The organism is Streptomyces sp. NBC_01384 (genome assembly GCF_045040035.1).
GTDB lineage: Bacteria > Actinomycetota > Actinomycetes > Streptomycetales > Streptomycetaceae > Streptomyces.
The window spans coordinates 2534321-2558716 of record NZ_CP109559.1 but is presented as its reverse complement, the minus strand read 5'-3'; the positions used below and the strand labels follow the sequence as shown (position 1 = coordinate 2558716).

Here is a 24396-nt window from a genome sequence, read left to right as displayed (position 1 = left end):
TGTCACAGGCTCAGCTCGGGGTGCAGACGGTCGAGGGTCCACACCTGCTTGCCGCGCGCCGACCGGGCGGTGAGCGCGATCGCGCCCACGGTGAAGGCCGCGAGGACGGCGCACGCCTGCCAGACCGGTCCCAGGCCGCCGCCCGTGATGAGCCTCCTGAGGGCCTGGACGACGTAACTCATCGGCAAGAAGGGGTGGATCGCGTTGAAGAAGCCGGGGCTGGTCTGGACGGGGTACGTGCCGCCCGCCGACGTCAGTTGCAGCATCAGAAGGGCGAGCACCAGGATCTTGCCCGCAGCTCCGAAGCGTGCGTTCAGCCACTGCACGATCGCCGCGAAGCACGCCGTCACCAGGCACAGGAAGCCGACCGTCCCGGCCGCCCGCACCATCTGCAGGCCGATCGCCCAGTGCAGTACGGACATCAGGGCCGCCGTCTGCAGCACTCCCAGGGCGGCCACCGGCAGCCAGCCCGCGAGCGCGATGCGCCAGGCCGAGGCGCCCGCCGCGAGCGCGCGCCGGTTCAGCGGCTGGATCAGCATGTACGCCACCATCGCGCCCACCCACAGGGACAGCGGGATGAAGTACGGGGCGAAGCCGGTGCCGTAGTTCGGCGCCTTGTGCAGGTCCTTGGAGGCGAGCCGCACCGGGTCGGCCATCACCTGGGTGCGCCGGTCACGGTCCTGCCTGTCGTAGTCGGGGATCCGGTCGGCGCCGTCGTGCAGTCCGCCGGCGAGCTTCCCGGAGCCGCCGACGAGCTTGTACATGCCCTCTTCCAGGTCGCCCGCGCCCGTCTTCAGCTTGCCGACACCCGTGTCGAGGTCCGCCGCGCCGGTCCTGGCCGTGGCGAGCCCGGTGCGCAGTCTCTTCGCCCCCTCGGCGACCTTCTCGGCGCCCTCGTTCAGCTTGTTGATCCTGGAGACGGCGTCGTCGAGGTCTTCGGAGAGGCGCGGCGCGCGGTTGGCGAGCGCCTGGGCCCGCTTCTGAAGGGTGCCCAGGTTCTTGTCGAGCCGGTCCAGATCGCCGTCCTGGTCGCCGATCAGCGTGTTCACGTCGTCGGCGACCGTGGCCATGTCCGCGGCTGCCTGCGTGGCCTTCTTCAGGTCGGGGCACGCGGCGTCGGGGATCGGCAGGGTCTCGCAGCGCGCCTTGTAGACGGCGTTCAGTGCGTCGGACGCCGTGTGGGCGCCCTTGGCGGCGGCCGGGGCCGTCTTCACCAGGGTGTCGAGGTTGTGGCGGATCCCGGCGGCGGAGTCGGCGACGAGTCGGGCCGTGTCGCCGATCGACTTCTCGTTGTCCCTCACGAAGGGGCCCACTTCGTCCGCGACGCCGTTGACCTCGGCGGCCAGCGTCCGCGTGCCGTCCGCGACCCGTCGTGAACCGTCCGCCAGGTCGCCCGCGCCCTTGTCGAGCTTCTTCAGGCCGCCGGAGAGCTTGCCGCTGCCCTCCTTGGCGTCCTTCAGCCCGTCCGCGAGATCCTCGGAGCCCTTCTTCGCCCTGCCGATCCCGCCCTTGAGCGTGTCGGCCCCCTCGGCGGCCTTCTCGGTCGCCCCGTGGATGTCCGAGAACGATATGAAGATCTTGTCGAGGAACGACCGCGACGCCTTCGTGGACGCCGCCCTGCGCACCTCGCCGAACACCGTCCGCGAGATCTGCCCGACGATGTAGTTGTTCGCGTCGTTCGTACGCACCTGGAGAGCGCCCGTCTCCGGCTCGTCCCCGGAGTTGGAGGCGATCCGCCGGCTGAGGTCGGAGGGCATGGTCAGCGACAGGTAGTACGTGCCGTCCTCGACCCCCTGGCGGGCCTCGGCCGCGCTCACCTCGTGCCACTCGAAGGTGTCGCTGTCGCGCAGCCCCTTGGTGATGTCGTCACCCGCCGTGAGCCTCTTGCCCGCGACGCTCGCCCCCTTGTCGTCGTTCACGAGCGCCACGGGGATCCGGTCCAGTCGGCCGTACGGGTCCCAGAAGGACCACAGGTAGAGGGCGCCGTACAGCAGTGGCAGCAGCATGAGTGAGACCAGCGCGGCGCGCGGGAGTCTGCCCCGGCCGAAGCGCCTGAGCTCAAGAGCGGCCAGTCTCGGCGAGCGCATCGGCCGTCTCCCTCTGGGTGGTGGGCTTGTCGGTGGATACGAGGACGGCCCCTTCCGGAGCCTCGCTGCACACCGCCACGACGGTGGTGCCGGACTCGGCGAGCGACTTCAACAGGGCCCATGTCTCGCCCCGTTCGGCGTCCGACAGCTTGAGGTCGGTGTCGTCGACGCCGAGCAGCCCCGGACGGCCGATGAGGGCCAGCGCGACGGACAGCCTCAGGGCCTCGAGCCGCTCCAGGTCACGTACGGCGGTCCGGGAGCCCTTGGGCAGGGCCTCCCGGTCCAGCCCGGCGGCGGCCAACGCGGAGTCGATGCGCAGCTTCCCCTCGTCCGCCTGCTCGCTGCGGGGCCGCAGCAGCCCCCGCAGCGAGCCCCCGAACCGCCGCTGCAACAGCGCCCGTTCGAGCAGATGCTCCCCGACGGTCAGGGCCGGGTCCAGGTCGGTGACGCCCGGGACATGAGCCAGTGCGCTCGCGCGGCGCACCGCGGCCATCTGCTTCGGCAGCCCCGCCCCGCCCACGGTGGCCGTCCCCGCGGTCGGCCGCATCCGGCCCGTGAGCGCGAGCAGCAGACACGTGCGGCCGGATCCGGACGGCCCCTCGACCGCGATCAGTGAGCCGGGTTCCGCGTCGAGGCGCACCCCCCGGAACGCCCAGCCGCGGGGGCCCTTGAGCCCGAAGTCCTCGGCCGTGACACCGAGTGCGTGCGGACCGTCCACAGCGTCCCCATCCCCTATTTTTTGAACTGACTGGTCAGTGCAAAAACTAGCCCGAACTTTCGATCGAAGCAAAAGCCCAGGTCAGAACGGATTGTCAGTGGCATACCTCACGATGGGCACATACGGCCACAGTGCCGTCACACAGACGACAGGAGGTTCGTCATGGCCACCTCTTCCGCAGCCGCCGCCCACCGGCGCCGCGCCTCCGGCCCTGCCCCCTCACTGACCGGCCCGGCGGGCGATGTGCACCCCGTGCTCCGCCGGGCCACGGCTCCGCCCGCCGCCCTCGACCTGCTCGCCCAGGCCCGCGCCGGACTCGACGAGGCGGCGGTCCTCGAAACGCCCAACGAACGGTATGCGACGGCCCACTTGGCCGCCCTGCGCACGGCGGCCGCCGTCCTCGCCGCACGGGGCCGTCCGGAGCCCACGCCACGACGCCGGGCCCGCATCCGGAGCGCCTGGGAGGTGCTCCCCGAGATCGCTCCCGAACTCACCGAGTGGAGCGCCCTGTTCGCCTCCGGAGCCACCCGCCGCGCCCGCGCAGAGGCGGGCATCCGGGGCGCGGCCGGCAGCCGCGACGCCGACGACCTGATACGGGACGTGGCGATGTTCCTGCGACTGGTCGAGCGGATGCTGGTGCTGCAGCCCGTGCTGCCCCAGCCGCGCCGGGACGGCGCCCGGGAGGGCGGGGAGCGGGAGGTCCCGGACGCCGGCTGACCGGCTGACCGGCGGCGCGGTCGCGGACGGCCGTGCCGGCCCGGCGCGCGCCCACGGCGTAGCCCGCCGCGCGCCCCATCCCGCGCCACCAGGCCATCCGCCCTGTGATCCGCAGCGCGATCCGCAGCGCGAGACGCGGAATCGGGTACGGCGGCGGAGGCAATAGGGTGGAGGCGCCTGCAGCCTCCTCACCAGGAGGCCCCCCCGATCGCTCCGCCGTGCAAGAGGCGGTGCCGCGCCGAGGAGTCAACTGCCGTGTCGGACCCGATGCGCCCCCGCGCTTCTCTCCGTACCGCCGTGGTCTGGGAGGTCCTCAAGGACGCCCTCGACCGCCGGGTCAAGACCACCGGACGGGAGTCGCTGGACGTCCTCGACACCGGGGGCGGCAGTGGCAACTTCGCGGTGCCCGTGGCCCGCCTCGGCCACCGCGTCACCGTCGTCGACCCCAGCCCCAACGCGCTGTTCGCACTGGAGCGCCGGGCCGCCGAGGCCGGGGTCGCCGACCGCGTCAAGGGCGTCCAGGGCGACGCGCACGGCCTCTTCGACGTCGTCGAGCGCGGCGGCTACGACGTGGTGCTGTGCCACGGCGTCCTGGAGTACGTGGACGACCCGGCCGAAGGCGTGCGCAACGTGGTGGACGCGCTGCGCCCCGAGGGCGTCCTCAGCCTCCTCGCCGCCGGCCTGGGCGGAGCCGTGCTCGCCCGCGCCCTCGCCGGGCACTTCAAGGAGGCCAAGCAGGCGCTCGATGACCCGGACGGACGCTGGGGCGAGGGTGATCCCGTACCCCACCGCTTCACCGCCGACCAGCTCACCGCGCTCGTCGAGGGCGCGGGCCTGCGCGTCGGCGCCGTGCACGGCGTACGGGTCTTCGCGGACCTGGTCCCCGGCGTTCTCGTGGACACCCAGCCGGGCGCCCTGGAAGCCCTCCTGAAGCTGGAGGCGGCGGCCGCCGAACTCGCCGCGTTCCACTCCGTGGCCACCCAGCTTCATGTGCTCGGTGAGACCCAGGGGGCCGAGGAGGGCTGAGCCGCCTCCCATGGTGCGCCCCTGATCAGGGGCGGGGCGGCAGATGGAGTACGCCACACGCCACCCGATCGGGCGCTCGGCGCCGTATGATCGAGGGAGGCCGTCCGGCATGACGAGCCGGTCGCTGGGGAATGCACGCCTCAGTGAATCGGGGTGCCATGACGGGTCCCGGTTGGCGAATTGGCGCAGAGGGGCGGGTTTCACGGGGGCGATTCCCTGCCTATCCTGAAGGGGACCCCCGGTCGCCCCGGCGACTGCACGATGAGGAGGACGCCGTGCCGCTCTCGGAGCACGAGCAGCGAATGCTCGAGCAGATGGAGCGAGCGCTGTACGCCGAAGATCCCAAGTTCGCGACAGCGCTTGAGGGAAGCGGGCTGCGCACGTACACCCGGCGACGGGTCTACCAGGCGGTCGCCGGCTTCCTGGTGGGTATCGCGCTCCTCATGGCCGGAATGGTCTCCAAGCAGATCTGGGTAAGCGTGGTGGGCTTCCTCGTCATGCTGGGCTGCGCGGTGCTTGCCGTGACTGGTTGGCGCAAGGCTCCCAAGCCGGGTGAACAGCCGGCGGCGCCCGGCGCACCCGCCGCGCGCCGCCACCAGGGCCGACAGCGCCGCTCCATGATGGACCGCATCGAACAACGCTGGCAGCGACGCCGAGACGAGCAGGGCCAGTAACCCCGCGGGCGCCGACAGTCGGAAACATCGCGTGAGGGGGGCCACCCGGTTCGGGTGGCCCCCCTCACGCGCGTAGTTGTGGCATGTGTGCCGCATCGCGGTGCAGGAACCCTGTCGGCGAACCCATGTGGCCCGCACCCCTGGAAAGCACCGCCGGGGGTACGGGCCACACAAGTTCAACAACACCCAACGTCAGCACATCAGCTGTTCTGCCCCGAAGGCCGTCGCCAGGTTTCTCCGCGCGCCGCCAGCCGGGCCGTCAGGGCCGTCCAGTAGGCCGAGGCCGCCCAGCCCACACGGACGGCTGAGCGCGGGGCGAGGAGCGCGCGCAGGCGGGCGGTGCGGGTTGCCGGGGCACGCAGGGCACCCGCGATACGGCGGGCGTCTTCCGCCAGACCGGCCGTGAGGCGGGGCTGCGGGGCGTACAGCACCTGCTCCACCGCCGCTGCCAGCCGGTGCACCGCCTCCGACGCCTCCGCATCGAGGTGCCCGAGCCGCACGATGCGCGCCGCGGCCTTGCGCGGCGTCTGGGACTCGTCGGGCACGATCCCGTAGTCCCATGCCGTGTCGGTCACCTCCAGCCAGGCCGCCAGCGTGTACGGCGCCGCATCCGCCTCACTGCGGCCGTGCGCACCGAGCCGTACGGACCGGACCCGCATCCGCCAGAGCATCGGAAGCAACGGAACAACCAGCACCAGAAGCCCCGCCAGGGTCAGCCCCAGGATCTGGAACCACGGCGTGCCGTCGTTCTTGGAGCCCACCGTGGCCAGCGCGGACTGGCTCGCGCATGCGTCCAGCTTCCTCTGCTGGGCCAGGCAGTTGCTGCTGGCCGACGGCGCGGTGGAGGGCCCGGCGGAGGCCGACGTCGACGGCTTCGGCACGGTCGGCGAGTCCGCCCCGGGCGTGTCCGTCTGTGTGTACTCCGGCACCGAGCCCCGGTTGGGGGTCGGCTCGAAGCGGGTCCAGCCCACCCCCTCGAAGTACAGCTCGGGCCAGGCGTGCGCGTCCCGCAGCCCCACCGACATCGAACCGTCCGCCTGCGGGGAGCCGGGCGTGAAGCCCACCGCGACCCGGGCCGGTATCCCCAGTGTGCGGGCCATCGCGGCCATCGCGAAGGAGAAGTGGACGCAGAAGCCCTCCTTGTCCTTCAGGAAGCGCGCGATCGCGGTCGAGCCGCTGCCCGCCTGCACCTCGGTGTTGTAGGTGAATCCGCCGTTCACCGCGAAGTAGTCCTGGAGCTTGACCGCCTGCTCGTAGTGGTTCGCCGAGCCTTCGGTGACCTTGCGCGCGGTTTTGGCCACCACCGCGGGCAACGACGACGGCACCTTGGTGAACTCGCGCTTCAGAGCCGCCGACGGCTCGGGCGCGTTCGCCAACTGCTCCGCGGTCGGCTGCACGATCAGGCTCGTCACCTCGTACTGCGCGCCGCGCGTGTTCTGGCCGTGGTCACCGACGAGCGTGCGTCCCACGGGCTCGTAGCGCCAACTGCCCTTGATGTTCACCTTGCTGACCGGGTACGGCATCGGGAGCCAGTCCTGGGCGTACCAGTCGGCCGCCGAGATACGGGTCCGGATCTCGGTGCGCTGGACGCCGGACCCGAGGCCGATCGGCGTCGGGAACGTGTCCGGCACGCCCTCGATGTGCCGCTGGGCCGGCTTCCACGCCGTGCCGTCGAAGTCGTCCAGGGACACGATCCGCAGATACATGTCCTGGGTGTCGTCGGTGTTGGTGCGGTAGGACATGACCTGGCGGTCCTCGTCCACGTTCAGGCTGTCGCGGAGCGAGACCAGCGGGTTCACCGCGGAGATCGTGCCACCCCCGGAGCCCGAGCCGACGCCCGTGCCCGCGCCGCCCAGCAGACCGCCGTCGAGGGCGGGCAGGCCGAGCGGCACCACCAGGGCGACGCCCAGTGCGACCGCGCCGATGCGCCGCCCCGTACGGACCGGTGCGACCGCGCCCGACGAAGCGTCCAGCCCCTGTGAGCGGGGCGCGCCGCCGAAGACACGACCCCACTGCGAGAGCCGGTCGCGGCCCTCCGCCAGGAGCAGCATCAGATAGCCCGCGGCCGCGAGCAGGAACCACAGCCAGGCCCAGCCGCCGCCCGACAGCCCCGCGGCGACCGAGTACAGCGCGAGCAGCGGGAGTCCGGCGGGGGCCGCGCTGCGGAACGTCACCGCGAGCGTGTCCACCGCGAGCCCGATCACCAGGACACCGCCGATCAGCATCAGGCGGATGCCGTCGGACAGCGGCGCCGGAATCGCGTACCGCCCGACGTCGTCCGTACCCGACTGCAGCAGATCGCCGAAGTGCTGGAATGCCTCAGGCCCCGGAATGAAGCCGAGGAAGGACTGCTGCCGCGCGAAGACCAGCGCCAGCAGCACCAGCGTCACCAGTGTCTGCGCCGCCACCGTCAGCGGCCGGGCCAGCGGAACCCGCCGGGTCAGCGCGCCCACACCGGACTGCAGCGCCAGCAGGAACGCCGCCTGGAGGAACCAGGTCGCCGGCTTGACCAGCGGCAGCAGGGCGCACGACGCCATCAGTGTGGCCGCCGCCGAGCACAGCGTCAGCCGAGCCCGCCCGCTCATGAGCCTCCACCCCCTGCCGTACTCCCCGTCGACGCGGCACCCGTGCGCTGCCGGTCCGCCTCTCGCCACAGGTCGGCGAACTCCGCCCCCCGCGGCACCATCACGGCGGTCCAGCCCGCCTCGCGCAGCATGCGCAGTCGATCCTCGCTCTTGTCCAACGGGCCGGGGACGTCGCTCGGTTCCCGCACCCATGTCTCGCTGTCCAGCAGGAAGGCGACGGCGCCGCCGCTGCGCTGGCGCATCTTGGCGAGCACCGTCGCCTGCTGCTCGTCCAGGTCGCCGAGGAAGGCGATCAGCAGCCCCTCGTTCCCGCCGCGCAGGACGTCGTAGGCCCGGGACAGGCCCGCTCCGTCCGAGTGGTCGATGACCGCGAGCGTGTCCATCATCAGCCCGGCCGCGTCCGCCGATTCCTGGCTCGCGCCCGCGAACCCGTCGGCTCCCTCGCCGGGCACCGAACTGCCGTCGTCCGTCAACAGCCGTACTGAGAAGCCTCGCTCGAGCATGTGCACCAGCGTCGATGCCGTGCCCGAGACGGCCCACTCGAAGGCCGAGTCCGGGCCCGCGCCCTCGTAGGCGATGCCCCGGGTGTCGAGCAGCACCGTGCAGCGGGAGCGCTGTGGCTGCTCCTCACGGCGGACCATCAACTCGCCGTAGCGCGCGGTCAGGCGCCAGTGCACCCGGCGCAGGTCGTCGCCGTAGCGGTACCCGCGCGGGATTATGTCGTCCTCGCCCGCCAGCGCCAGCGAGCGCTGCCGCCCGTCGCCGTACCCCTTCGCCTCGCCGCTCAGCCGCACCGGAGGCAGCGGCTCCACGCGCGGGATGACCGTCAGGGTGTCGTACGTCGAGAAGGACCGGGTCAGCTCGCACATCCCGAAGGGGTCCGTGAGCCGCAGCTGCAGCGGCCCCAGCGGGTAGCGGCCGCGCAGGTCGGAGCGCACGCGGTAGGAGACCTCGCGGCGTCCGCCGGCCTCCACCCGGTCCAGGACGAACCGGGGCCGCGGGCCGAGCACGTACGGCACCCGGTCCTGGAGCATCAGCAGTCCGGTGGGCAGCCGCGAGACGTTGTCCATTCGCAGATGGACGCGGGCCTCGGAACCGGCGGGCACGCGCCCGGGGGAGAGCCTGCGGCTGCCCGCGACCCGGTAGCGCGTGCGGTACAGCACGGTCGCGCAGACCAACGGGAGCACCGCGAGCAGCAGTCCGACCCGGAGCAGATCGCTCTGCCCCAGGACGTACGCGCAGATCGCGGCCGCGATGCCGGCGGCGAGGAAGGAGCGTCCGCGAGTGGTGAGACCGGCGAGCGCGGTGCGCAGCCCGCCCTTGTCCTCCTCGGCGTCGCCCGCCCCCCCGGACGTCATCACAGCCTCCGGGGCGGCTGCTGGCCGTACGCGGGCGCGCCGCGGCCCGTCGTGAGGCCGGTCTGTTGCTGGGGCGCCGCGGGAACGGGGGTGTGCTGCAGGATCTCCTGGACGACCTGCTCGGCCGTTCGACGGTTCAACTGCGCCTGGGCCGTGGGGAGCAGACGGTGGGCCAGGACCGCGACGGCGAGGGCCTGGACGTCGTCCGGCAGCGCGTACTCCCGGCCGCTGAGCGCCGCGGAGGCCTTCGCCGCGCGCAGCAGGTGCAGCGTGGCGCGCGGCGAGGCACCGAGTCTGAGATCGGGATGGGTACGGGTGGCGGCGACCAGATCGACCGCGTACCTCCGGACCGGGTCCGCGACGTGGACCGTGCGGACCGCGTCGATCAGCTTCACGATCTCGTGCGCGTGCGCCACCGGCTGGAGGTCGTCCAGCGGGTTCACCCCGCCGTGGATGTCCAGCATCTGCAACTCGGCGTCCGCGCTGGGGTAGCCGATGGAGACACGGGCCATGAAGCGGTCGCGCTGGGCCTCCGGCAGCGGGTAGGTGCCCTCCATCTCGACCGGGTTCTGGGTGGCCACCACCATGAAGGGGCTGGGCAGTTCATAGGTCTGCCCGTCGATGGTGACCTGGCGCTCCTCCATCGACTCCAGGAGCGCGGACTGCGTCTTGGGCGAGGCGCGGTTGATCTCGTCGCCGATCACGATCTGCGCGAAGATCGCGCCCGGCTTGAACTCGAAGTCCCGGCGCTGCTGGTCCCAGATGGACACACCGGTGATGTCCGAGGGCAGCAGGTCGGGCGTGAACTGAATACGCCGCACCGAGCAGTCGATGGACCGCGCCAGTGCCTTGGCGAGCATGGTCTTGCCGACGCCCGGGACATCCTCGATCAGAAGATGTCCCTCGGCGAGCAGTACGGTCAGCGAAAGCCGTACGACCTCAGGCTTGCCTTCGATCACTCCTTCCACCGAACTGCGGACACGCTCCACAGTGGCGGTCAGATCTGTAAGGCTCGCTCGATCGTCATAGGTCGTCACCCGGCCCTCCTCGGCCCTTTCTCGGGCCGACGCCCTGTGCGGACCGGCCCACCCCGAAACACGGACGCCTGGCGCGGAAAGTTCCGCGCGACGCCACACACGCATTCTTGTTGCCGTTACCGGTTCGTGTCACTCGCCTGTGGATAACTGGCCGCGTTATGTCAGCTCTTACGGCCTTTTGGGCGCCGGTAGGTCGGGGTTTTTCGTGAAGCGAGGGTCCCACGAGGGCCCCAGGGAGTTTTACGAGGGGCCCGGCGGGAGCGTTCAGGCGGGGTCGATCTCGCGCAGCAGACCCGTCGTCACGTCGAAGACGAAGCCGCGCACGTCGTCCCGGTGCAGGAGGAACGGTGAGGTGCGCACGCGCTGCATCGACTGCCGTACGTCCTGCTCGACGTCCCGGAAGGCCTCGACCGCCCAGGCGGGACGCTGGCCGACCTCCATCTCCAGGTCGTGCCGGAAGTCCTCGGTGAGGGACTCCAGGCCGCAGCCGGTGTGGTGGATGAGCACGATGCTGCGGGTGCCGAGCGCTCGCTGGCTGATGGTGAGGGAGCGGATCACGTCGTCGGTGACGACCCCGCCCGCGTTGCGGATGGTGTGACAGTCGCCGAGCTCCAGGCCGAGCGCGGCGTGCAGGTCGAGCCGGGCGTCCATGCAGGCGACCACCGCGACGTGCAGCACGGGATGGGCGTCCATCCCGGGGTCGGTGAAGGCGGCGGCGTACTGCTGGTTCGCGTCGACGAGACGGTCGGTCACGGTGCCGTCCGTGGAGAGGCCGCCGGTGGTTATGGCGTCTTCGGGCTCTGTGGGTACGGATGCAGAAGTCGTCATAGCTATGACGGTACTGGTCACATAGGAAGTAGTCCTGCTGTGAGAGGGGACAAAGAACGTCATCGTGTCTTGTTGTGAGGTAACCCACATGGGCGTTCCGATACCACCCGGATAAGTGATTTTTGCTGATTCATGGCTTCGTCCGGGGGTTCGTCGAGCAGTGGCCCGCGACGCGCATGCCGGTTGATTGACCGCGAGACACCGTGGACTAAAGTGACGCGAAGCGGGAGGCGAGACTCTCCCTGCTGGACTGCTTTTCCCGGAGACCCGGCATTTTTCCGGCGTCTTCCCCCGCGTGCGCGGCGCGTACGTACGGCTCGGCCTCCTCCCGCTCCCGGTCGGCTGACGCCACTCACCCGGCGCCAGCAGGCCTCCCCTTCTCGAGCGGGTGGGGACCCGGCGGTGCGTACGGCCGCGCCGGACCTGAGAGGGCCCCTTGAGCCAGAGTCGACATGTCCCGGTGATGCTCCAGCGGTGCCTGGACATGCTGGCCCCGGCCCTCACCGAGCCGGGTGGCGTCGTGGTCGACTGCACCCTCGGACTCGGCGGCCACAGCGAGGCGCTCCTCACTCAGTTCCCCGAGGCCCGTCTCGTGGCCCTCGACCGTGACAAGGAAGCCCTGCGCCTCTCCGGAGAGCGGCTCGCCCCCTTCGGTGACCGCGCCACCCTCGTGCACGCGGTCTACGACGAACTGCCCGAGGTGCTCGACCGTCTGGACATCCCGCGCGTCCAGGGCGTCCTGTTCGACCTCGGCGTCTCCTCCATGCAGCTCGACGAGGCCGACCGCGGGTTCGCGTACGCCCAGGACGCCCCGCTCGACATGCGCATGGACCAGACGACCGGCATCAGCGCGGCCGAGGTGCTCAACACCTACCCGGCCGGAGAACTGGTGCGGATCCTGCGCGCGTACGGCGAGGAGAAGCAGGCCAAGCGGATCGTCTCCGCCATCGTGCGCGAACGCGAGAAGGAGCCCTTCAGTAACAGCGCGCGGCTCGTCGAGCTGATCCGCGACTCCCTCCCGCAGGCCGCCAAGCGCACCGGCGGCAACCCCGCCAAGCGCACCTTCCAGGCGCTGCGCATCGAGGTCAACGGGGAGCTCAGCGTCTTGGAGCGGGCGATTCCGGCGGCCGTGAAGGCGCTCGCCGTCGGTGGCCGGATCGCCGTCCTGTCGTACCACTCGCTGGAGGACCGGCTGGTCAAGCAGGTGTTCGCGGCCGGCGCCGCCACCACCGCGCCGCCCGGACTGCCGGTCGTGCCCGAGCGCTACCAGCCCCGGCTCAAGCTGCTCACCCGCGGTGCCGAACTTCCCACCGAGGAAGAGGTCGCCGAGAACCGGCGAGCGGCTCCCGCGCGGCTGCGCGGGGCGCAGCGCATCCGTGAGGACGCCGAGTGACGCGCCGGGAGGGGGAGAGCGAGTGAGCGGGAAACCCGGACTCGCCGGCGGTGCCCGCAAGCCGGCGGGGCCGACCCGGGTGGCCGTCCGCAGGCCGGGTTCGCGTCCCGCTCGCGAGCCGGGAGGGCGGGCGCGCGGTGCGTCCGCGCGTTTGGAAAGCAAACGCACGGTGCGATCCCGGGTGGGGAACCCGAACCCGCGGCGCGATCGTGCGTCGGGAAAGCAAACCCGCAGGGAGGGCCCGTGAGTAGGACACCCGAACTCAGGGGCCGCGCCGCCCGGCTCGCCCGGCTTCTCCCCGCCGGGGCGGGCCAAGCCGCCCGCACCCCCTTCGTCCTGCTGGTCGTGCTCCTGCTCGGCGGTGGTCTGATCAGCCTCCTCGTGCTGAACTCCGCACTGAGCGAAGGCTCGTTCCGCCTCGACGACCTGCAGAAGGACACCAAGAGCCTCACCGACGAGGAGCAGGCACTGCAGCGGGACGTGGACGCCTACTCCGCGCCCGACGCCCTCCAGCGCCGCGCCCACGAGCTGGGCATGGTCCCGGGCGGCGACCCGGCCTTCCTCAACCCGGACGGCACCGTCAAGGGCGTCCCCGGAGCCGCCGCCCAGCAGTCCTCCGTGAGCAACACGGTGGTCCGCCCGCCCGAGGTCATCGACCCCACGCGGACCGCGAGCCCGGTCCCGGTCACCAGCACCCCCGCCACCCGCACGCCCACGACGCGGCCCTCCACCGCCCACCCGTCCACGCGGCCCTCCACCGCCCACCCGTCCACGCGGCCCTCCACCGCCCACCCGTCCACGCAGCCCCCCACCGCCCACCCGTCCACGCAGCCCTCCTCGACTCCCGGCAGGTGACGGAAGTGTCCGACAGGGAACCGCCGCGCCGCCGTGTGCCCGGCCCCGCCAGGCCCGTACGCCCCGGTGGCCAGCGGCGCCCGGGCCCCGGTGCCCGCCCCGCACGCCGCCCGGGCGCGCCCCGGCCCGGCGGCCCACAGTCCCTCCGGCTCGGCAGCCCCCGGCCGCGGCTCCGCATGGTCAGCCTCGCCCTGACGCTGGTGATGGTCGCCTTCGTCGTACGGCTGCTCCAGGTGCAGGCCGTGGACGCGAGCGCGTACGCCGCGAAGGCCGAGCAGAACCGGTATGTCGGCCGTACCCTGGCCGCCACCCGCGGCGGGATCACGGACCGCAACGGCGTCGAGCTGGCGACGAGCGTGGACGCGTACGACATCACGGCCGACCCCACGATGTTCACCCAGGGGGCGACGAAGGTGACGGACGCGCCCGAGCAGGCCGCGGCGCTGCTCGGCCCGATCCTCGGCCAGAGCGCGGACGCCGTCGCCAAGAAGCTGCGGACGAGGAACACCCGCTACACGCTGCTCGCACACCGCCAGACCCCCCAGGTCTGGAAGCAGATCAAGGACCTGAAGACCACGCTCGCCGCGAAGGCCGAGACCGACAGGAGCACGGTCAACTTCCTCGCGGGCGTCCTCGCGGTCCCGGCGAGCAAGCGCGTGTATCCGAACGGTGATCTCGCCGCCGGGATACTGGGCTGGGTCAACGCCGACGGCAAGGGCGGCGGCGGAGTCGAGCAGGAGCTGAACAAGGAGCTCGCCGGCAAGGACGGCAAGATCCGCTACGCCCAGTCCGGCGGCCATCAGGTGCCGACCGTGGGCTCGACGGAGACGCCGGCCGTGGCGGGCTCGGACGTCGAGCTGACCATCGACCGCGACATCCAGTGGGCCGCGCAGAACGCCATCACCGAGCAGGTCAAGGCGTCCAAGGCGGACCGCGGGTATGTGATAGTGCAGGACACCCGCACCGGCGAGATCCTGGCGATGGCCAACTCGCCCGGCTTCGACCCCAACGACCTCTCCCAGGCCGACGCGGCGGCCCTGGGCAACGCGGCCCTCCAGGACGCGTACGAGCCCGGCTCCACCGCCAAGGTCATGTCCATGGCCGCCGTGCTGGAGGAGAACGTCGCCACCCCCGAGACACACGTGGTCGTGCCCAACCGGCTGCACCGCGGCGACCGGCTCTTCCAGGACGACATCGACCACCCGACCTGGAACCTGACGCTCAACGGCGTGCTCGCCAAGTCCAGCAACATCGGCACCATCCTGGCGGCCGGCCAGCTCGGCAAGACACAGCAGGAGGCCAACCAGGTCCTCTACACGTATCTGCGCAAGTTCGGCATCGGCGGCTACACCGGACTCGACTTCCCCGGCGAGACGAAGGGCATCCTCGCGCCCGCCGACAAGTGGTCGACCTCGCAGCAGTACACGATTCCTTTCGGCCAGGGCATGTCGATCAACGCGATGCAGGCGGCCTCCGTCTACTCGACGATCGCCAACGGCGGCGTACGCGTCGAGCCGACGCTGGTGCGCGGCAGCAAGGGCGCCGACGGCCGGTTCACCCCGGCCACCCAGCCCAAGAAGACAAGGGTCGTGAGCGAGAAGACGGCGAAGACCCTCGCCCAGATGCTGGAGTCCGTCGTGGACGACGAGCAGGGCACCGGCGCCAGGGCGCGCATCCCGGGCTACCGGGTCGCGGGTAAGACGGGTACGGCCAACCGCGTGGATCCGGCCACCGGCAAGTACCACGGCTACACCTCGTCGTTCGCCGGATTCGCACCCGCGGACAAGCCCCGGATCACCGTCTACTGCGCGATCCAGAACGCCACCAAGGGCAGCTACTTCGGCGGCCAGATCTGCGGACCGATCTACAAGCAGGTCATGGAGTTCGCGCTCAAGACCCTCCAGGTCCCGCCCACCGGGGCCGGGCCCGCCAACCTGCCCGTCACCTTCACCCCCTGATCCACCCCGGCCGCACGCCCCCATCCGCCCGGCTCACCGCCCTGACCAGCACCGACGGAAATCCAGCACCGCCCGGAACACCGACCAGGAACCAGCTCGTGACAACGATCACTCCCGATCACGGGAACCATGGCTCGCCACGCCCCTCGCTTCGCTCCGGCGGGGGTGCGCCCGGTACGCTCACCGCCGTGCCACACGCTGATCAGTCCCAAACCACCCAGAAGGGCGTTCCTGTGACATATCCGGGGCCGCCGCGACCGGTCCAGAACTCCGCCACACCCCTCGCGGAGCTCGCCGATCAGCTGGGTGCCACCGCCCCGGCGTCGACCGCGGAGGTCACGGGCATCACCCATGACTCGCGGGCCGTGCGCCCGGGCGACCTGTACGCCGCGCTGCCCGGCGCCCGCCTGCACGGCGCCGACTTCGTGACGCAGGCGGCCGGTCTCGGCGCGGTCGCCGTGCTGACCGACCCGACCGGCGTCGACCGCGCCGCCGCCACCGGGCTGCCGGTCCTCGTCGTCGACGACCCGCGCGGCCGGATGGGCGAGCTCGCGGCCACCATCTACGGCCACCCCGGGCGAGACCTGCTCCAGATCGGCATCACCGGCACCTCCGGCAAGACCACCACGGCCTATCTCGTCGAGGGCGGGCTGAAGACGCTCCGCTCCACCGGCCTGATCGGCACGGTGGAGATGCGCATCGGGGAGGAGCGCATCAAGTCGGAGCGCACCACCCCCGAAGCCACCGATCTCCAGGCGTTGTTCGCGGTCATGCGCGAGCGCGGCGTCGACGCGGTCGCCATGGAGGTCTCCAGCCATGCGCTGGTCCTCGGGCGGGTCGACGGCTGTGTCTTCGACATCGCCGTCTTCAACAACCTCAGCCCGGAACACATGGAGTTCCACTCCGGCATGGAGGACTATTTCCGGGCCAAGGCGCAGCTGTTCACACCGCAACGCAGCAAACTCGGTGTCATCAACCTCGACGACGAGTACGGGCGCCGGCTGGCCAAGGAGGCCACCGTCCCCGTCGTCACCTTCTCCGCCGAGGGCCACCCGGACGCCGACTGGCGCGCCGAGGAGGTCGAGGTCGGCCCGATGGACTCGGCCTTCGTCGCCGTCGGCCCCAAGGGCGAGCGGATCACGGCCAAGTCGCCGCTCGCGGGCCCCTTCAACGTGGCGAACGCCCTCGCCGCGATCGTCGCCCTCGCCGCCGCCGGGATCGACCCGCAGACCGCCGCGGACGGCATCGCCGCCGTCCCGGGCGTGCCGGGCCGCCTGGAGCGCGTGGACGCGGGCCAGCCGTATCTCGCGGTCGTCGACTACGCCCACAAGACGGACGCCGTCGAATCGGTCCTGCGCGCGCTGCGCAAGGTCACCGAGGGCAAGCTGCACATCGTGCTCGGCTGCGGCGGCGACCGGGACAAGACCAAGCGGATGCCGATGGGGGCCGCCGCGGTGCGGCTCGCCGACACGGCCGTACTGACATCGGACAACCCCCGCTCGGAGGACCCCCTCGCGATCCTCGCGACGATGCTCGCGGGCGCCGCCGAGGTGCCGGCGTACGAGCGCGGCGAGGTCCAGGTCTTCGAGGACCGGGCCGCCGCCATCGCCGCCGCCGTCGCCCGGGCGCGGCCCGGCGACACCGTGCTGGTCGCGGGCAAGGGCCACGAGCAGGGCCAGGACATCGCCGGGGTGGTGCGTCCCTTCGACGACCGCCAGGTGCTTCGCGAAGCTATCCAGCAGACCCAGGGATGAACTTGTGATCGCCCTCTCTCTCGCCGAGATCGCAGCAGTCGTCGGCGGGCAGACGTACGACATACCGGATCCGGCGGTACAGGTCACCGGACCGGTCGTCAGAGACTCCCGTGAAGTGGAGTCAGGCAGCCTCTTCGTCGCCTTCGTCGGCGAACGCGTGGACGGCCACGACTACGCGGCGGCCGTCGTCGAGGCGGGCGCGGTCGCCGTGCTGGCCTCCCGGCCCGTCGGCGTGCCCGCGATCGTCGTCGCGGACGTGCAGACGGCCCTGGGCGCCCTCGCGCGCCACGTCGTCGAGCGGCTCGGCGCGACCCTCGTGGCCCTCACCGGCTCCGCGGGCAAGACCAGCACCAAGGACCTGATCGCCCAGGTACTGCGGAGCAAGGCGCCGACCGTCTTCACGCCCGGCTCGCTCAACAACGAGATCGGACTGCCGCTGACCGCGCTGAGCGCCACCGAGGAGACCAGGTTCCTCGTCCTGGAGATGGGCGCCCGCGGCCTCGGCCACATCAGCTACCTCATGGACCTCACCCCGCCGAAGATCGGCCTCGTCCTGAACGTCGGGACGGCCCACATCGGCGAGTTCGGCGGCCGCGAGCAGATCGCACAGGCGAAGGGTGAGCTCGTCGAGGGTCTTCCGCCGTCGGAGGCGGGCGGCGTCGCCGTCCTCAACGCCGACGACCCCCTCGTACGCGCCATGGCGTCCCGGACGAAGGCGCGCGTGATCCTCTTCGGAGAGTCCGGCGAAGCGGACGTACGTGCCGAGAACGTGCGCCTCACGGACGCCGGACAGCCCGTATTCAGACTTCACACACCCTCCGGGTGCAGCGATGTGACCATGCGCCTGTACGGTGAGCACCACGTGTCGAACGCGCTCGCCGCGGCCGCCGTCGCCCATGAGCTGGGCATGTCCGCAGACGAGATCGCCCTCGCGCTCTCCGAGGCGGGCTCCCTCTCCCGCTGGCGGATGGAGGTCACCGAGCGCCCGGACGGCGTGACGGTCGTCAACGACGCCTACAACGCGAACCCCGAGTCCATGCGGGCCGCCCTGCGCGCGCTCGCGGCCATGGGCAAAGCCGCACAGGCGAAAGGGGGTCGGACGTGGGCGGTGCTCGGTCAGATGGCCGAGCTCGGGGACGAGGCGCTCGCCGAGCACGACGCGGTCGGACGGCTCGCCGTCCGACTCAATGTCGGCAAGCTCGTCGCGGTCGGGGGCAGGGAAGCGTCCTGGCTCCAACTGGGCGCATATAACGAGGGTTCGTGGGGTGAGGAGTCGGTGCACGTGTCCGACGCACAGGCGGCTGTCGACCTGTTGCGCAGCGAGTTGCGCCCGGGGGACGTCGTGCTCGTGAAGGCGTCCCGGTCGGTCGGGCTCGAACGGGTGGCGCAGGCGCTGCTCGACGGCGGTGCCGAGGGTGAGGTCGCGGCCCGATGATGAACCAGATCCTGTTCGCAGGAGTCATTGGTCTGTTCCTGACCCTGATCGGCACCCCGCTGCTGATCAAGCTGCTGGCCCGCAAGGGCTACGGGCAGTACATCCGCGATGACGGCCCGAAGGAGCATCACAGCAAGCGCGGTACGCCGACCATGGGTGGTATCGCCTTCATCCTGGCGACGATCATCGCGTACTTCCTGTCCAAGGTGATCACGGGCAAGCCGCCGACCTTCTCGGGTCTGCTGGTGCTCGGTCTGATGTCCGGCATGGGCCTGGTCGGCTTCCTGGACGACTACATCAAGATCGTCAAGCGGCGTTCACTCGGTCTGCGGGCCAAGGCGAAGATGGCCGGCCAGCTGATTGTCGGCATCAGCTTCGCGGTCCTCGCACTGCAGTTCGCCGACAATCACGGCAACACCCCGGCCTCCACCAGGCTCTCCTTCGTGGAGGACTTCGGCTGGACCATCGGCCCGGTGCTCTTCGTGGTCTGGGCCCTGTTCATGATTCTCGCCATGTCGAACGGCGTGAACCTGACGGACGGTCTGGACGGTCTCGCCACCGGCGCCGCGACCATGGTCTTCGGCGCGTACACCTTCATCGGCGTCTGGCAGTTCCAGGAGTCCTGCGCCAACGCGCAGACCCTCACCAACCCGGCCGCCTGTTACGAAGTACGAGATCCACTGGACCTCGCGGTCGTCGCCTCCGCCCTGATGGGAGCCTGCTTCGGCTTCCTGTGGTGGAACACCTCGCCCGCCAAGATCTTCATGGGTGACACCGGCTCGCTGGCCCTCGGCGGCGCGCTCGCCGGCCTCGCGATCTGCTCCCGCACGGAGCTGCTGGTCGCGCTCCTCGGCGGTCTCTTCGTCCTGATCACCATGTCGGTCGTCATCCAGGTCGGCTCCTTCCGGCTCACCGGCCGGCGCGTCTTCCGCATGGCACCACTCCAGCACCACTTCGAACTAAAGGGGTGGTCCGAGGTCCTTGTCGTGGTCCGCTTCTGGATCATCCAGGGCATGTGCGTCATCGTGGGTCTGGGCCTCTTCTACGCAGGATGGGCAGCCAAGAAGTGACCGACTGGCAGGGCAAGCACGTCACCGTCGCCGGGCTCGGCGTCTCCGGCATCCCGGCGGCCAAGGTGCTGCACGGTCTCGGCGCCGTCGTCACGGTCGTCAACGACGGCGACGACGAGCGCTCCCGGGCGCAGGCCGCGGAGCTGGAGGCGCTCGGCATCACCGTGCGCCTCGGTGACGGCGCCACCCTGCCCGAGGGCACCGAACTCATCGTCACCGCGCCCGGCTGGAAGCCGGACAAGCCACTGTTCGCCGCGGCCGCCGCGGCGGACGTCCCGGTCTGGGGTGACGTCGAACTGGCCTGGCGGCTGCGGGGGCTGGACGGTAGAGAACCAGCCCCCTGGCTCGCCGTCACCGGTACCAACGGCAAGACCACGACCGTCCAGATGCTCGCCTCGATCCTGACGGCGGCCGGGCTGCGCACGGCCGCCGTCGGCAACATCGGGGTCTCGCTCCTGGACGCGGTCCTCGGCGAGGAGAAGTACGACGTCCTCGCCGTGGAGTTGTCCAGCTATCAGCTGCACTGGGCGCCGTCGCTGCGCGCGCACTCGGCCGCCGTACTGAACCTGGCGCCCGATCACCTCGACTGGCACGGCTCGATGGAGGCGTACGTCGCCGACAAGGGCCGTATCTACGAAGGCAATCGGGTCGCCTGCGTCTACAACGTCGCCGACAAGGGCACCGAGGACCTGGTCCGCGAGGCCGACGTCGAGGAGGACTGCCGGGCCGTCGGCTTCACGCTCGGCACCCCGGGACCCTCCCAACTCGGCGTGGTGGAAGGCATCCTGGTCGACCGCGCCTTCGTCGAGAACCGGCAGAAGAACGCCCAGGAGCTCGCCGAGGTCTCCGACGTCAACCCGTCCGCCCCGCACAACATCGCCAACGCCCTTGCGGCGGCGGCCCTGGCGCGCGCCTTCGGAGTGCCCGCCGCGGCCGTACGGGACGGGCTGCGGGCCTTCACGCCGGATGCCCACCGCATCGCGCACGTCGCCGACGTGGACGGTGTCGCGTACATCGACGACTCCAAGGCCACCAACACACATGCCGCGGAAGCCTCTTTGGCGGCCTACGAGTCGATCGTGTGGATCGCGGGAGGGCTCGCCAAGGGCGCGACCTTCGACGAGCTGGTCGCCAAGTCGGCAAAGCGACTTCGGGGGGTCGTGCTGATCGGTGCGGATCGTGCGCTGATCCGTGAAGCCCTTGTGCGACACGCGCCGGAAGTACCCGTCGTCGACCTCGACCGGACCGACACTGGGGCGATGCTCGCGGCGGTTCAGGAGGCACGGGGCCTTGCGCGCGCGGGCGACACGGTGTTGCTGGCGCCGGCCTGTGCCTCCATGGACATGTTCGCCAACTACAACAAGCGCGGGGACGCGTTCGCGCAGGCGGTTCGCGAACTCGGCGCGAGCGCCTGACGGCGGGTCCCGGACGGTCCGGGCGCGCCCGGGACCCTTGGGAGGGACGCGTGACGCCATGGTGGGGACCTCCATCGCCCTGCGGGACGCCCTTCCGCGGTGTGGCGGACGGAGCCGGTGATGGTCAGTAGCCGTACTGGCCGTCCCCCCGTCCAGCGTGCCCCCAGGCGGCCCGCCTCGCCCCGGCCCTCCCGCGACAACCCGCTGCGGGTGCTCTACGCGCGTGCCCGCAAGGCCTGGGACCGGCCGCTCACCGCGTACTATCTGATCTTCGGCAGCAGCCTGCTGATCACCGCGCTGGGCCTGGTGATGGTCTACTCGGCCTCGATGGTCACGGCGCTGCAGCTGTCGCTGCCGGGGTCGTTCTTCTTCCGCAAACAGTTCCTCGCGGCCTCGATCGGCACCGTGCTGCTCCTGATCGCCATGCGGATGCCGGTGAAGCTGCATCGGGCGCTGGCGTATCCGATCCTGGCCGGCGCGGTCTTCCTGATGATCCTGGTGCAGGTGCCGGGGATAGGGATGGCGGTCAACGGCAACCAGAACTGGATCTCCCTCGGCGGCTCGTTCCAGATGCAGCCCAGCGAGTTCGGCAAGCTCGCGCTCGTGCTGTGGGGCGCCGACCTGCTCGCCCGCAAGCAGGACAAGGGCATGCTCACACAGTGGAAGCACATGCTGGTGCCGCTCGTCCCGGGCACCTTCCTGCTGCTCGGGCTGATCATGCTCGGCGGCGACATGGGTACGACGATCATCCTGACCGCGATCCTGTTCGGGCTGCTGTGGATGGCCGGGGCGCCCACGCGTCTGTTCGCCGGGGTGCTGAGTGTCGCCGTGGTGCTCGGTGCCATCGCCATCAAGACCAGCCCGCATCGCCTGAACCGGCTCGCCTGCATCGGTGCCACCGACCCCGGACCGAACGACATCTGCTGGCAGGGTGTGCACGGCATCTACGCGCTCGCCTCCGGCGGAATCTTCGGTTCCGGCCTCGGCGCCAGTGTGCAAAAATGGGGCCAACTTCCCGAAGCGCACACCGACTTCATCTTCGCCATCACCGGGGAGGAACTCGGCCTCGCGGGGACACTGTCGGTGCTCGCCCTCTTCGCGGCTCTAGGCTATGCGGGTATCCGCGTGGCCGGACGCACGGAGGACCCCTTCGTGAGGTATGCCGCGGGAGGCGTGACCACCTGGATCACGGCCCAGGCCGTGATCAACATCGGTGCGGTGCTCGGTCTGCTGCCGATCGCCGGAGTCCCGCTCCCGCTGTTCTCCTACGGGGGTTCCGCCCTGCTGCCGACCATGTTCGCCATCGGGCTGCTGATCGCGTTCGCACGCGACGAGCCCGGTGCGCGGGCGGCGCTTGCGATGCGGCAACCCCGCTTTGGTAGAAAGCGTGCTGCGGTGAGAGGCTCCGCGGGGGCCGCGGGGCCTCGGAGATGGAACACGATGCGACGGCGTGCCTCGGCGGCGCGTTCGTCCGGAGAGCGGTGAATTTCGGTGCATGTCGTACTCGCCGGCGGGGGGACCGCCGGCCACATCGAGCCCGCGCTCGCCCTCGCGGACGCCCTGCGCAGGCAGGACCCGACCGTGGGGATCACGGCCCTGGGCACGGAACGCGGACTGGAGACCCGGCTCGTACCGGAGCGGGGCTACGAACTCGCGCTGATCCCCGCCGTCCCGCTGCCGCGCAAGCCCACGCCGGAGCTGATCACCGTCCCCGGACGGCTGCGCGGCACGATCAAGGCGGCCGAGCAGGTCCTGGAGCGCACCAAGGCGGACGCGGTAGTCGGCTTCGGCGGCTATGTCGCGCTGCCCGCCTACCTCGCGGCCAAGCGCCTCGGCGTGCCGATCGTCATCCACGAGGCCAACGCCCGGCCGGGCCTCGCCAACAAGATCGGTTCCCGGTACGCGGCGCAGGTCGCCGTCTCGACCCCGGACAACAAGCTGCGCGGCGCCCGCTACATCGGCATCCCGCTGCGCCGCTCCATCGCCACCCTCGACCGGGCCGCCGTACGCCCCGAGGCGCGCGCCGCGTTCGGTCTGGACCCCTCGCTGCCGACCCTGCTGGTGTCGGGCGGCTCGCAGGGCGCCCGGCGCCTCAACGAGGTCGTCCAGCAGGCGGCTCCCTACCTCCAGCAGGCGGGCATCCAGATTCTGCACGCGGTCGGCCCGAAGAACGAACTGCCGCAGGTGCATCAGATGCCGGGAATGCCCCCGTACATCCCGGTACCGTACGTGGACCGGATGGACCTCGCGTACGCCGCGGCCGACATGATGCTCTGCCGCGCGGGCGCGATGACCGTCGCCGAACTCTCCGCCGTCGGGCTGCCCGCCGCCTATGTCCCGCTGCCGATCGGCAACGGCGAACAGCGGCTCAACGCCCAGCCGGTGGTCAAGGCCGGTGGCGGCCTCCTTGTCGACGACGCGGAGCTGACGCCCCAGTGGGTGCAGCAGAACGTGCTGCCCGTACTCGCCGACCCACACCGGCTGTACGAGATGTCCCGCGCCGCCAGCGAGTTCGGCCGCCGGGACGCCGACGACCTGCTCGTCGGCATGGTGTACGAGGCGATCGCCTCTCGTCATCACTAGGGACGTGTGAGGGAAGGCAGGGAGCGTGGCCGGACCGAGGACCGCCGACCGCGGTGAACGGCAGAAGTCGGAGTCCGGCCCGCCCCGGCCGCCCCGGTTCGGGCGATTGCGACGCCTTCGTATGCTCATCATCCTTTTGATTGCGGTGGTGTTGGCGGGCGCCGCCGCGGTCTGGGTCCTCTACGGCTCGCCGTGGGTGCGGGTCGAGAAGGTGTCGGTCTCCGGGGTGCGGGTCCTGACGGAGCGGCAAGTGCGCGAAGTGGCCGATGTGTCGGTCGGATCGCCACTGATTTCCGTCGACACCGACGCCATCGAGGCGCGATTGCGCCGGAAATTGCCCCGAATTGATGCGGTTGATGTCGTCCGTTCCTGGCCGCACGGAATCGGGCTGAAAGTGACCGAACGTACCCCGGTGCTCATTGTCAAAGACCCCGGAAACTCCGAAAACAGGGCCAAGTACGTCGAAGTGGACGCCAAGGGCGTGCGATTCGCGACGGTTTCGAGGGCCCCGAAGGGTGTGCCCGCACTGGAATTGGCGGTGTCCGGGAAGTCCAAGGCGGCCGTTCTGCGTCGCTTCCCGGTCGACCGGCTGGTGCGCGAGGCGGTCCGGGTCGCCGGGATCATTCCGGCCGCCGTCGCCCGCGACACCCAGGTCGTCAAGGTCCGCTCGTACGACTCCATCTCCCTGGAGTTGAGCGGCGGCCGCACCGTCGAGTGGGGGAGCGGCGAGAGGGGCCGTGCGAAGGCCAGGACCCTCAGTGCTCTCATGAAAGCAGCTCCAGGGGCCAGGCACTTCGACGTCAGTGTCCCCACCGCCCCTGCGTCATCCGGGAGTTGACGCACATATGCGCAGGCCAGCACCCTGGTTGGGCAGTGCTACGCCTGATCACATAGGGTGAAAAG

19 protein-coding genes are annotated in these 24396 nt (G+C 71.0%); 13 read left to right on the top strand and 6 right to left on the bottom strand.

Annotation, left to right across the window (positions count from 1 at the left end; genetic code table 11):
* Positions 1–2: 2 nt before the first annotated feature.
* Complete coding sequence (locus OG747_RS11510; protein ID WP_405879216.1) at positions 3–2087, bottom strand: YhgE/Pip family protein; 2085 nt, start codon at positions 2085–2087, stop codon at positions 3–5.
* Positions 2059–2805: an ATP-binding cassette domain-containing protein gene (locus OG747_RS11505; RefSeq protein WP_405879214.1), complete on the bottom strand. Its 747-nt coding sequence runs from the start codon at positions 2803–2805 to the stop codon at positions 2059–2061. Before OG747_RS11505 ends, OG747_RS11510 begins: the two co-directional genes overlap by 29 nt.
* 162 nt (positions 2806–2967) lie before the next feature.
* On the opposite strand from OG747_RS11505, the gene OG747_RS11500 reads away from it, so the two are divergent.
* The 3 genes from OG747_RS11500 (at position 2968) to OG747_RS11490 (ending at position 5222) form a co-directional block, all read left to right on the top strand.
* Positions 2968–3522: an SAV_6107 family HEPN domain-containing protein gene (locus tag OG747_RS11500; RefSeq protein WP_405879213.1), complete on the top strand. Its 555-nt coding sequence runs from the start codon at positions 2968–2970 to the stop codon at positions 3520–3522.
* A 255-nt stretch (positions 3523–3777) separates the two neighbouring features.
* On the top strand, positions 3778–4548 hold the full coding sequence (locus OG747_RS11495) for a methyltransferase (RefSeq protein WP_405879212.1): 771 nt from the start codon (positions 3778–3780) through the stop codon (positions 4546–4548).
* Between the two features lie 275 nt (positions 4549–4823).
* Positions 4824–5222 carry a DUF3040 domain-containing protein gene (locus OG747_RS11490; RefSeq protein WP_101405634.1) on the top strand — a complete coding sequence of 133 codons (399 nt, stop codon included), beginning with the start codon at positions 4824–4826 and terminating at the stop codon, positions 5220–5222.
* 200 nt (positions 5223–5422) lie between these two features.
* Here the strand turns inward: OG747_RS11490 and OG747_RS11485 are convergent, their stop codons facing one another.
* The 4 genes from OG747_RS11485 to OG747_RS11470 form a co-directional block, all read right to left on the bottom strand.
* Positions 5423–7807 carry a DUF3488 and DUF4129 domain-containing transglutaminase family protein gene (locus OG747_RS11485; protein ID WP_405879211.1) on the bottom strand — a complete coding sequence of 795 codons (2385 nt, stop codon included), beginning with the start codon at positions 7805–7807 and terminating at the stop codon, positions 5423–5425.
* Complete coding sequence (locus OG747_RS11480) at positions 7804–9165, bottom strand: DUF58 domain-containing protein (RefSeq protein WP_405879210.1); 1362 nt, start codon at positions 9163–9165, stop codon at positions 7804–7806. The genes OG747_RS11485 and OG747_RS11480 overlap by 4 nt, the downstream gene beginning before the upstream one ends.
* Positions 9165–10202: an AAA family ATPase gene (locus tag OG747_RS11475; protein ID WP_405879209.1), complete on the bottom strand. Its 1038-nt coding sequence runs from the start codon at positions 10200–10202 to the stop codon at positions 9165–9167. Before OG747_RS11475 ends, OG747_RS11480 begins: the two co-directional genes overlap by 1 nt.
* Before the next feature lie 264 nt (positions 10203–10466).
* Positions 10467–11030 carry a beta-class carbonic anhydrase gene (locus OG747_RS11470; protein ID WP_405879208.1) on the bottom strand — a complete coding sequence of 188 codons (564 nt, stop codon included), beginning with the start codon at positions 11028–11030 and terminating at the stop codon, positions 10467–10469.
* Positions 11031–11466: 436 nt separating this feature from the next.
* Here OG747_RS11470 and rsmH point away from each other — a divergent pair, with 436 nt between their 5' ends.
* The 10 genes from rsmH to OG747_RS11420 all read left to right on the top strand — a co-directional run bounded on the left by rsmH (position 11467) and on the right by OG747_RS11420 (position 24331).
* Entirely contained in the window at positions 11467–12423 is a 957-nt protein-coding gene (gene rsmH / locus OG747_RS11465) for a 16S rRNA (cytosine(1402)-N(4))-methyltransferase RsmH (RefSeq protein WP_405879207.1), read from the top strand.
* 243 nt (positions 12424–12666) lie between these two features.
* Positions 12667–13278, top strand: a complete 612-nt coding sequence (locus OG747_RS11460) for a hypothetical protein (protein ID WP_405879206.1) — start codon at positions 12667–12669, stop codon at positions 13276–13278.
* Positions 13279–13283: 5 nt separating this feature from the next.
* On the top strand, positions 13284–15236 hold the full coding sequence (locus OG747_RS11455) for a peptidoglycan D,D-transpeptidase FtsI family protein (RefSeq protein WP_405879205.1): 1953 nt from the start codon (positions 13284–13286) through the stop codon (positions 15234–15236).
* Between the two features lie 233 nt (positions 15237–15469).
* Complete coding sequence (locus tag OG747_RS11450; protein ID WP_405879204.1) at positions 15470–16990, top strand: UDP-N-acetylmuramoyl-L-alanyl-D-glutamate--2,6-diaminopimelate ligase; 1521 nt, start codon at positions 15470–15472, stop codon at positions 16988–16990.
* Between the two features lie 4 nt (positions 16991–16994).
* Positions 16995–18425, top strand: a complete 1431-nt coding sequence (gene murF, locus OG747_RS11445) for a UDP-N-acetylmuramoyl-tripeptide--D-alanyl-D-alanine ligase (RefSeq protein WP_405879203.1) — start codon at positions 16995–16997, stop codon at positions 18423–18425.
* On the top strand, positions 18425–19495 hold the full coding sequence (mraY, locus tag OG747_RS11440; protein WP_389602223.1) for a phospho-N-acetylmuramoyl-pentapeptide-transferase: 1071 nt from the start codon (positions 18425–18427) through the stop codon (positions 19493–19495). Before murF ends, mraY begins: the two co-directional genes overlap by 1 nt.
* The gene (gene murD, locus OG747_RS11435) at positions 19477–20910 is read left to right on the top strand and encodes a UDP-N-acetylmuramoyl-L-alanine--D-glutamate ligase (protein ID WP_405879202.1); all 1434 of its coding nucleotides are present in this window, start codon (positions 19477–19479) and stop codon (positions 20908–20910) included. Before mraY ends, murD begins: the two co-directional genes overlap by 19 nt.
* Before the next feature lie 120 nt (positions 20911–21030).
* A complete protein-coding gene (gene ftsW / locus OG747_RS11430; protein WP_405879200.1) occupies positions 21031–22395 on the top strand; it encodes a putative lipid II flippase FtsW in 1365 nt (454 codons plus the stop codon).
* Positions 22396–22401: 6 nt separating this feature from the next.
* Complete coding sequence (gene murG / locus OG747_RS11425) at positions 22402–23493, top strand: undecaprenyldiphospho-muramoylpentapeptide beta-N-acetylglucosaminyltransferase (RefSeq protein ID WP_405879199.1); 1092 nt, start codon at positions 22402–22404, stop codon at positions 23491–23493.
* Positions 23494–23518: 25 nt separating this feature from the next.
* A complete protein-coding gene (locus OG747_RS11420; protein WP_405879198.1) occupies positions 23519–24331 on the top strand; it encodes a cell division protein FtsQ/DivIB in 813 nt (270 codons plus the stop codon).
* Positions 24332–24396: the final 65 nt, after the last annotated feature.

Coding starts and splice junctions, on each gene's coding strand:
- ftsW (WP_405879200.1), top strand. CDS start 21,031: ATGGTCAGTAGCCGTACTGGCCGTCCCCCCGTCCAGCGTGCCCCCAGG.
- OG747_RS11500 (WP_405879213.1), top strand. CDS start 2,968: ATGGCCACCTCTTCCGCAGCCGCCGCCCACCGGCGCCGCGCCTCCGGC.
- mraY (WP_389602223.1), top strand. CDS start 18,425: ATGAACCAGATCCTGTTCGCAGGAGTCATTGGTCTGTTCCTGACCCTG.
- OG747_RS11485 (WP_405879211.1), bottom strand. CDS start 7,807: ATGAGCGGGCGGGCTCGGCTGACGCTGTGCTCGGCGGCGGCCACACTG.
- murD (WP_405879202.1), top strand. CDS start 19,477: ATGGGCAGCCAAGAAGTGACCGACTGGCAGGGCAAGCACGTCACCGTC.
- OG747_RS11510 (WP_405879216.1), bottom strand. CDS start 2,087: ATGCGCTCGCCGAGACTGGCCGCTCTTGAGCTCAGGCGCTTCGGCCGG.
- OG747_RS11470 (WP_405879208.1), bottom strand. CDS start 11,030: ATGACGACTTCTGCATCCGTACCCACAGAGCCCGAAGACGCCATAACC.
- OG747_RS11480 (WP_405879210.1), bottom strand. CDS start 9,165: ATGACGTCCGGGGGGGCGGGCGACGCCGAGGAGGACAAGGGCGGGCTG.